8 protein-coding genes are annotated in these 8,197 nt (G+C 70.9%); 7 read left to right on the top strand and 1 reads right to left on the bottom strand.

Annotation, left to right across the window (positions count from 1 at the left end):
* Positions 1–300: 300 nt before the first annotated feature.
* Positions 301–1,164, bottom strand: coding sequence for a helix-turn-helix transcriptional regulator (locus AB0I88_RS27180; RefSeq protein WP_361030348.1), 864 nt, complete (start codon positions 1,162–1,164; stop codon positions 301–303).
* A 133-nt stretch (positions 1,165–1,297) separates the two neighbouring features.
* Here AB0I88_RS27180 and AB0I88_RS27175 point away from each other — a divergent pair, with 133 nt between their 5' ends.
* The 7 genes from AB0I88_RS27175 to AB0I88_RS27145 all read left to right on the top strand — a co-directional run bounded on the left by AB0I88_RS27175 (position 1,298) and on the right by AB0I88_RS27145 (position 8,018).
* Positions 1,298–2,218, top strand: coding sequence for an NADP-dependent oxidoreductase (locus AB0I88_RS27175; protein WP_361030345.1), 921 nt, complete (start codon positions 1,298–1,300; stop codon positions 2,216–2,218).
* Positions 2,219–2,328: 110 nt separating this feature from the next.
* On the top strand, positions 2,329–2,763 hold the full coding sequence (locus tag AB0I88_RS27170) for a hypothetical protein (RefSeq protein WP_361030342.1): 435 nt from the start codon (positions 2,329–2,331) through the stop codon (positions 2,761–2,763).
* A 74-nt stretch (positions 2,764–2,837) separates the two neighbouring features.
* Entirely contained in the window at positions 2,838–4,835 is a 1,998-nt protein-coding gene (locus AB0I88_RS27165; RefSeq protein ID WP_361030339.1) for a M56 family metallopeptidase, read from the top strand.
* 68 nt (positions 4,836–4,903) lie between these two features.
* The gene (locus AB0I88_RS27160) at positions 4,904–6,100 is read left to right on the top strand and encodes a CehA/McbA family metallohydrolase (protein WP_361030336.1); all 1,197 of its coding nucleotides are present in this window, start codon (positions 4,904–4,906) and stop codon (positions 6,098–6,100) included.
* 171 nt (positions 6,101–6,271) lie between these two features.
* Positions 6,272–6,853, top strand: a complete 582-nt coding sequence (locus AB0I88_RS27155; protein ID WP_361030333.1) for an RtcB family protein — start codon at positions 6,272–6,274, stop codon at positions 6,851–6,853.
* Entirely contained in the window at positions 6,828–7,439 is a 612-nt protein-coding gene (locus AB0I88_RS27150; RefSeq protein WP_361030330.1) for an RtcB family protein, read from the top strand. Before AB0I88_RS27155 ends, AB0I88_RS27150 begins: the two co-directional genes overlap by 26 nt.
* Before the next feature lie 9 nt (positions 7,440–7,448).
* Positions 7,449–8,018 (top strand): dienelactone hydrolase family protein, encoded by a 570-nt coding sequence (locus AB0I88_RS27145; RefSeq protein WP_361030327.1) that lies wholly within the window; start codon positions 7,449–7,451, stop codon positions 8,016–8,018.
* Positions 8,019–8,197 lie beyond the last annotated feature (179 nt).

Raw genomic sequence — 8,197 nt, 5'->3', positions numbered from 1 at the left:
GTTCGACAAACTGGCCGTTCGCTACCTCGCCACCGTGCAGATCGCCGCGATCAACCGATGGCTATGAACCCACCTTTTAAACACGACCTAGGCCGCTCTGACGGCCGGCTGAAGGGTTCCGGATGGCCGCCTGGGGCCGACTCGGCGGGCGTGAGGCAGCGCCCACGACCGGCCGGAGTGGATCACCGCTTCGTCCGGGACACGGTTGTGTGCGGACACTCCCGCTGCCGTGCCCGCCTCACCCGCCCGGCGGGCTGGCGACGACGACGAACGTATCCACACGGTCCAGGCCGCTTGCGGTCAGGCGGCCGACGCCGTCCGGCCACGTCGCGCGAAGCGGTCGTCGCCGAGCACGCGCAGCAGCCGCAACTGCTCGAAATTGCGGCTGCCGGGCTGTGCGGTGTAGAGCATCAGATGCTGGTCCTCCGCCGGGGACAACAACTGCTCGCACTCGAGGTCGATCAGCCCGACGCTCGGATGGTTCAGCCGCAGCCGACCGGTCCGCCGCACTCCCACCTCGTGTCGCCGCCACAACTCGTCGAACTCGGCGCTGGCCGCGCGCAGCCGCCGCACCAGCGCGGACACCACCGGGTCGTCTCCGCGCCGGGCCGCGGCGGCCCGCAGGTCGGCGACGTGCGCCCGGCTCCAGTGGTCACGGTCCTCCAGTGGGTACTCCTCCCGGTGCGCGGCGTCGGTGAACCACCGCCAGACGATGTTGCGGTCCTCCGGCCGGGTGGGGCAGACGCCACCGAACAGTGCCTCGGCCAGTCTGTTCTGCACCAGCAGGTCGCCGATGTCGGTGAGGATCTGAGCCGGGGTGTCGACGAGCCGATCGAGGAGGAACAGCAGCCCCGGCCGGACGTGCTCACCCGCCTGCCGGCCGGCGGGCGGCCGGTGCCCGGCGAGCAGGTAGAGGTGGTCACGCTCGTCCTCCGACAACCGCAGGGCACGGGCCAGCGGGGCCAGCAACTGTGTGGATGGCTGTGGGCTCCGCGCCTGCTCGAGGCGCATGTAGTAGTCGGCGGACATGCCGGCAAGCCTCGCCACCTCCTCACGGCGCAGCCCTGGGGTCCGCCGGCGACCGGACTCCACGAGGCCCACATCGGAGGGTTTGAGCCGCTCCCTGCTGCGGCGCAGGAAGTCGGCGAGCTCACGGCGATCCATGCCCGCCATCATGCCGCGCCCCGCAGGGCGCAGCCACGGATTGCTGGTCCTAGGCAGAGCGGTCCGATTCTCAGGCCACGGCGGCGCTGCCAGAGTCGAGCCGTCCCCGTCGTCGACCCGAAGGAGAGCCCCGATGTCACGTGCTGTCAGCTTCACCCGCTTCGGCGGAGCCGACGTCCTCGAGATCGTCAACGTCGAGCCCGGCCTCCCCGGCGAGGGCGAGGTGCTGGTGGAGGTCCGTGCCGCGGGCCTGAATCCGGTCGAGTCCGCCATCCGGGGCGGGTTCCTGGAGGCGGTCTATCCGACCACGTTCCCGGCACGCCAGGGCAAGGACGTGGCCGGCGTGATCAGCGCCGTCGGAGCCGGGCTCACCGGCTTCGCCGCCGGCGACGAGGTGATCGGCCTCACCCCCTTAGCTGGTACTCATGCGGATCACGTGATCGTGCCCGCCGCCCACCTCACCGCCCGCCCCGCCGGGGTGCCGTGGGAGGTGGCCGGCGCCCTGCCCACCGCGGGCGCCGCCGCCTACGCCGCGGTCCGGGCCGTCGCCCCCACCGCCGGTGACACGGTCGTGGTGGCAAACGCGGCGGGCGGCGTCGGGTCCCTCGCCACCCAGCTGGCCCGGCACACCGGCGCCACCGTGATCGGCCTGGCCGGCCCGGCGCACCACGACTGGCTGCGCGACCACGACATCGTCCCGGTGACCTATGGCGACGGTGCCGAGCAGCGGATCAAGGAAGCCACCGATGGCCGGGTGGACGCGTTCATCGACGCGTTCGGCGCACCCTACGTCGCGCTGGCTCTGGCCCTGGGCGTGCGACCGGAGCGGATCAACACGCTGGCCGACTTCGCGGCGGCCCGGGAGCACGGCGTCCAGGCCCGGGGCAGCAATCACGCGTCCGGGCCCGAGGTGCTCGCCGAGTTGGCCGCACTGGTCGACGCAGGCCGGCTGGACGTCCCGGTGGAGGCCGTCTTCCCGCTGGACCGGGTCGCGGACGCCTACCGGCGCCTGGAGCGCCGCCACACTCTCGGGAAGCTCGTCCTGACCCCGTGAGGGTGAACACCAGCGGCGGAAATGCTGACGGAAGCTGACAAGAATGCCGATTGCGCACCGGTCTGGCTCTCTACGCTTGGCGCCCGGCCCAGCGAGAGGAAGAACACCCAGTGGACACCGTGCTCACCGAGGTCAGCCGGCAGACCCTCCAGCTGTCCTATCCCGACGAGGTGGACGAGGTGGAGGCCGCCCTGCGCCGCTACCGCGGCGGTGGCCGGGGGAAGCCGAAACCGCCGGTCGGCATGGGTGTGGAGCTGCTACCGCTAGCGGACTATGTGATCCCGGTGCTGGCCGGGCTGTTCGGGATCGCCTCGGCCCGGGTCGCGGAACGGGCCACCGACGCGTTGACCGACCGGACCAGGGCACTGCTCGCCGATCTGCGGGACCGGCCGGGACAGGTCGCCGGGCCGCTGACACCGGAGCAGGAACGGGAGGTGTTCGAGAGCGTCGTGCTCAGCCTCGAGGGCAAGGTCCGGCCGGCAGAGGCACAGCGGCTCGCGAACGGAGTGATCGGCGCCCTCCGGATGCGCTCGAACGGTCGATGATCGACGCGGCGGCACCCGGCCCGCGCTCGCACGCCCGTGTCCCGTCTCCGACCGGTGGGCAGTATGTGCTGCTCATGACCGTACTGGTCGTCACCGGCACCTTCGTCGGCACGCTGATGTTCGTCCACGTCTTCGGCGCCGCGTGGTTGGCGGGCATCCACGAGTGTCACGCCGCGCTGGACCCGAGCCCGCCGACCGAGGCCGCGGCATTCGCGCAGCAGCAGCGGTTCCTCGCCTGCAGCGCACCGCTGGAACACCGGCGGGCGGCGGCCGCGATCGGCGGCGGCGCGACGGTGCTGGCCCTCGCCGTGGGTTTGACCTTGGTTCTCCCCCGGGTCTTCCTGTGGCGGCTGGGCAAGCTGCGGCCGGCGCCGTCGCGGTGGCCGGCCGCGATGGACCGGATCGCGCCCGCCTTCTTCCTCACCACCACACCACGGGTGTGGCTTGGCCCGTCCGAACTGCTCGAACCGTTCACCGTCCAGCGCGGCCGGGTGCCCGAGGTGATCGTGCCGGCCGGAGCGCGCCGGGCCACCGACGACGAACTCGCCGCGATCCTCGGGCACGAGGCCGCCCATGTGGCCGCCGGCGACGTCCGCCTGGTCTGGCTCACCCGCGGACTGCGGTGGGCTCTGCCGATCGTGGCCGTCCTGCCCCTCGGACCGGTGGCCGTCTGGCTGGTGACTCTGCCCGACCTGACGTCGCTGCCCTGGCCGGCACTGTGGACCTGGCTCGAGTACGTGCTACGGACCGTGGTGCTGCTGGTGGCCGCGGGGGTGCTCGCGGCCCGGATCAGCCGCGCCCGCGAGCACGAGGCGGATGCCGCGACAGCCGCGGCCGGTGGCCGGGCGGGCCTCGCAGCGCTGCTCGGCAGCCGGCCCGCGGATGTGCGGTTGCCATTTCGGCAGCGGATCACCGCCGCGCATCCCTCGTATGCCCTGCGCCGCCGGTTCATCGACCGCCCGGATCGGTTGCCACCGTACGGGTGGCCGGACGAGATGGTGGCCGGGCTTCTGGCGACGACGGTTCTCGCGACCTCCTATCAGGTGACCAATCCGGGGCTGGTGGGCACGCCGGTAGGTGGCTGGGTCAACATGATCGACAGCCTGCTCGCCGGAGCGCTGATCGCCACCACGTGCGGGCTGTCCTGGTGGCATCGGGCACATCAGGACCCGGGTAAGGGGCGGCAAGGCCGACGCCCGGTCCTCGCCATGCTCGCCGGGGTCCCGATCGGCATGCTCACCGCCGTGGGCCAGACCCGTGGCGACGGGCCTTCGGGCTGGTACATCAACTGGTGGACCCTCGTGACCGTGCCGCTCGCGGTGGCAGCCGCAACCGCGGTCAGCGTCTGCCTGGCGCACAGTTGGGCGCCACGCCGACGTCGCCCGGGCCGGTTCGTACCGGTCGTGGTCAACACCGTCCTGTTCGGGCTCGCCTTCTGGATCGGCAGCGTGGGGGCGATCACCTTCACCCGCAACGAGCCGGCCGAATACCTGCTGATCGCGACAGTCTCACCGTGGTCGCCGTTTCTTGCCGTCGCTTTCGGGGTCGCCGCGGTCTTCGCCTGGCGTCTGTCGTCGCGGCGGTGGCTCCTGCTCGCGACGGCGGCGGGTGCGATCGGGGCCGCGACCGTCGCCCGGCTGCTGGCCCCGCGCCCGCTGATCGCCGATGCGCCGCACGCCGACGGGTGGATCGATCTGTGGTCGGCCGCCGCGGCAGGTCTCGCGGTCGTCCTCGCCGTCATGCTGCTGACCGGCGCGGAGTCCTTCACCGGTGCGCTGTATGCCTCACTTGTCGCGACCGTCGGCGCCTCGGCGGCGTTCTACCTGCACGGGTTCGGCGACTGGGCCTTTCCGATGGCCCGGGCGTGGTATGTGCTGATCTACCCGCCCGCGGTGCTGGGGACCGGAGTCCTCGCTGTCGCCCTCCTCCTGCCCCTGCTCTCCGCACGGCACCGCCCAGCCGTCCCGCCATGGCTGTTACCGCCGGCCGCCGCCTTGCTCTCCGGCGCGATGACCACCGCACTGACCCACGTCTCGAGCCACCTGCGCTATACGGCGGTGGTGTTCACCTGAACTGACGTTCACCATCCGGACATCAACACACTTCACTTTGTTGGGGGTGATGGACTTGGCTGAGAGTCATGACGGAACTGTCCCGGAGGTCGCTGCTGGCCGGCAGCGGCGCTCTCCTGATGCTGGCCAGCACCCCCGGCTCGGCCGAAGCCACCACCACCGGCGTCGCCACGAGCACCGCCCCGGTCCGGGCCACCGGCGCCACACGGGCCTCGGCGATCAGTCAAGGCACCACCCTGTTCCACGCCGACCTGCACAATCACACCCTCATGTCGGACGGCGACGGTGATCCGGCGAAGGCGTACGAGTCGATGCGCTCCGCCGGGCTGGACGTGGCCGCTCTCACCGACCATGCCACTCTGCTGTCCATCAACGGGCTGTCGCAGTCCGAGTGGACCCGCACCGGGCAGCTCGCGGACGCTGCCGACGACCCCGGGGTCTACACGGCGCTGCGGGGCTTCGAGTGGTCGCACCCGCTGCTCGGGCACGTCAACGTCTGGTACACGGGCACGTTCACCGACCTCGGCGGCTCCCCCGGCATGGCTCGGCTCTACGACTGGATCAGCCGGACCGGCGGCATCGGCGGGTTCAACCATCCGGGTCGCGAGATCATGCGGTTCAACGACTTCGCCTACAACGCGGCGCTGCGCGACCAGATGGTCGGCCTGGAGATGTTCAACCGGGGCGACGACTATCTCTTCGACGGCTGGTCGAGTGGTCAGAGCTCACCGTTGAACGCCTGCCTCAACGCCGGATGGCGGACCGGGCTCACCGGAGTCACCGACGAACACGGCACCGAGTGGGGCTATCCGGAGGGCAAGGGCCGCACCGGGGTGTGGGCGGTGGAGAACACCCGCAACGGGGTGCTCGCCGCGATGCGGGAGCGCCGCTTCTTCGCGACCCGGGTCAGCGGTCTTCGGGTGGACGCGACGGCTTCTGGCGTACGGATGGGCGGAAGCCTGCCCTTCGCGAAGGGTGACGTGCGGTTCGTGGTGGATCTGGACCGCGGCCCGGAGTGGGTGGGTAAGCCGCTGCACATCCAAGTGCTGCGGCCGGGCACGCGCGCCCCGGAAGTCGCCGACGTGGTGGAGACGGAGGCCGGGCGGATCACCGAGTTCACGGTGCCTGTCGACGCCGCGGCCGGTTCGTGGGTGGTGTTGCGGATCGCCGACCCGTCACAGTCGAACGCCTCCCCCGGGCCGTCCGGCCACCCGTGCAACAACTGGGGCGTCGCCTACACCAGCCCGTGGTGGTTGACCCGGTGAGGCGCCCCGGACCGGCCCACCACGGCAGTCGGCTGCCGTGGCCGCGCATCCGGCCGACCGCGGTGCCCACAAGACCGGGCGGCACGTGAGAGATCTGCCCCGTCACGGTGACCCGCGGCAGGTCTGGGAGGTTAACCGCGGTGCAGGCCGGTACTGACTAACGTGGGCGGGGTGCAGCAGATCAACAGCCGGCTGATGAGCTGGGCCAGCATCCTGGAGGACGAGACCCGGCGGCAGGCCGAGCTGGCGTCGCGGCTGCCGATCATCCACCCGCACATCGCGCTGATGCCGGACGCGCATCTGGGCAAGGGCGCCACGGTCGGTTCGGTGATCCCGACCCGTGGCGCGATCATCCCGGCCGCGGTGGGTGTGGACATCGGTTGCGGGATGGCTGCTGTCCGGACCCGCTATCACCGGGACGAGTTGCCCTCGGGGCTGGCCGCGCTGCGCACGTCGATCGAGCGGGCCGTGCCGTTGTCGGCGGGGTCGTACAACGCGAGGCTCACCGATTCGGCGCGGGTGCGGGTGGGGCGGCTGACCGTCGAGGCGGAGCGGGCCGGTTTCGACCCGGCGGGGTATGCGAGGAATTGGGAGTTGCAGCTCGGTTCCCTGGGCAGTGGCAATCATTTCATCGAGGTGTGCCGGGACGAGTCCGGGCGGGTGTGGTTGTTCCTGCACTCGGGCTCGCGGGGCGTCGGCAACAAGATCGCGAGTCATCACATCCGGGGTGGCGCAGGAGTTCGCCGCCCGTGAGGGGATCAGCGTGCCTCATCCGGATCTGGCCTATCTGCGGGAGGGCACCGAGGAGTTCGGCGCCTATTTGCGGGAGCTGCGCTGGGCGCAGGATTTCGCGCTGGTCAACCGGGACGAGATGATGGACCGGGTGATCGCCTGCTTCGCCGAGTTCGTGGGCGGCCCGGTCGACGAGGTGGAGCGGGTGCAGTGCCATCACAACTACACGGAGCGGGAGACGCATTTCGGTGAGACGGTGTGGCTGTCGCGCAAGGGGGCGATCAACGCGGCCCGCGGGGTGCCCGGTTTGATCCCCGGCTCGATGGGCGACGCATCGTATGTGGTGGTCGGCAAGGGTGACGCCATGTCGCTGAACTCGTCGCCGCACGGTGCCGGGCGGGCGTATTCGCGAACCAGGGCCCGCAAGACCTTCACCCGTGAGCAGTTGCGGACGGCGATGAAGGGCATCGAGTTCCGCGACACCGACGCCTTCCTCGACGAGATCCCGCAGGCGTACAAGCCGATCGACGTGGTCATGAAGGATGCCGCTGATCTGGTGGAGGTTCGCCACACGCTGCGTCAGCTGGTGAACGTCAAGGGTGATTAGGATGGCGGTATGGCCGAGGTCGTCCTGTTCCACCATGCCCTGGGGCTGACGCCCGGTGTCACCGGTTTCGCCGACGATCTGCGCGCCGCGGGTCACGTCGTGCACACGCCTGATCTGTTCGAGGGTGAGACCTTCCCGACGCTGCCGGAGGGTGTGCGAAACGCCGAGCGGATCGGTTTCGGCGAGGTGATCGAGCGGGGTGTCCGCGCCGTGGAGGGCTTGCCGTCCGAGGTGGTGTATGCCGGCTTCTCGCTCGGTGTGCTGCCCGCGCAGAAGCTGGCGCAGACGCGGCCGGGGGCTCGTGGCGCGCTGCTGTTCTATTCGTGTGTCCCGGCGTCGGAGTTCGGCGCCGCCTGGCCCGATGACGTGCCGGTTCAGATTCACGGCATGGATCGTGATCCGATCTTCGCCGAGGAGGGCGATCTCGACGCGGCTCGCGCGATCGTCGCCGGGTCCAAGTCCGCGGAGCTGTTCCTCTACCCCGGTGACCAGCACTATTTCGCCGATCGGACGCTGCCGTCCTACGACCGTGAGGCCACCGCTCTGCTGCTGCGCCGGGTGCTCGACTTCCTCGGCTGATTCCCCGGCCTCTCGCGGACCGCGACGGCACGGGCGGCCGCGACGTTCGCGCTTCGCGATGAGACAAACCCCGATGGTGTACGCCGTAAGCGTCACGTCCCCCGACGGCACCACCGGCCACGGACAGTCACGGCATCGCGGTTCGACGCGCGCCCGGTCAGGTCCGGCGGGCCGCACCC

Source organism: Actinoplanes sp. NPDC049802, from assembly GCF_040656595.1.
Lineage (GTDB): Bacteria > Actinomycetota > Actinomycetes > Mycobacteriales > Micromonosporaceae > Actinoplanes.
Note: the sequence above shows the minus strand (reverse complement) of the source record. Positions and strands in the feature narration are given on the sequence as shown.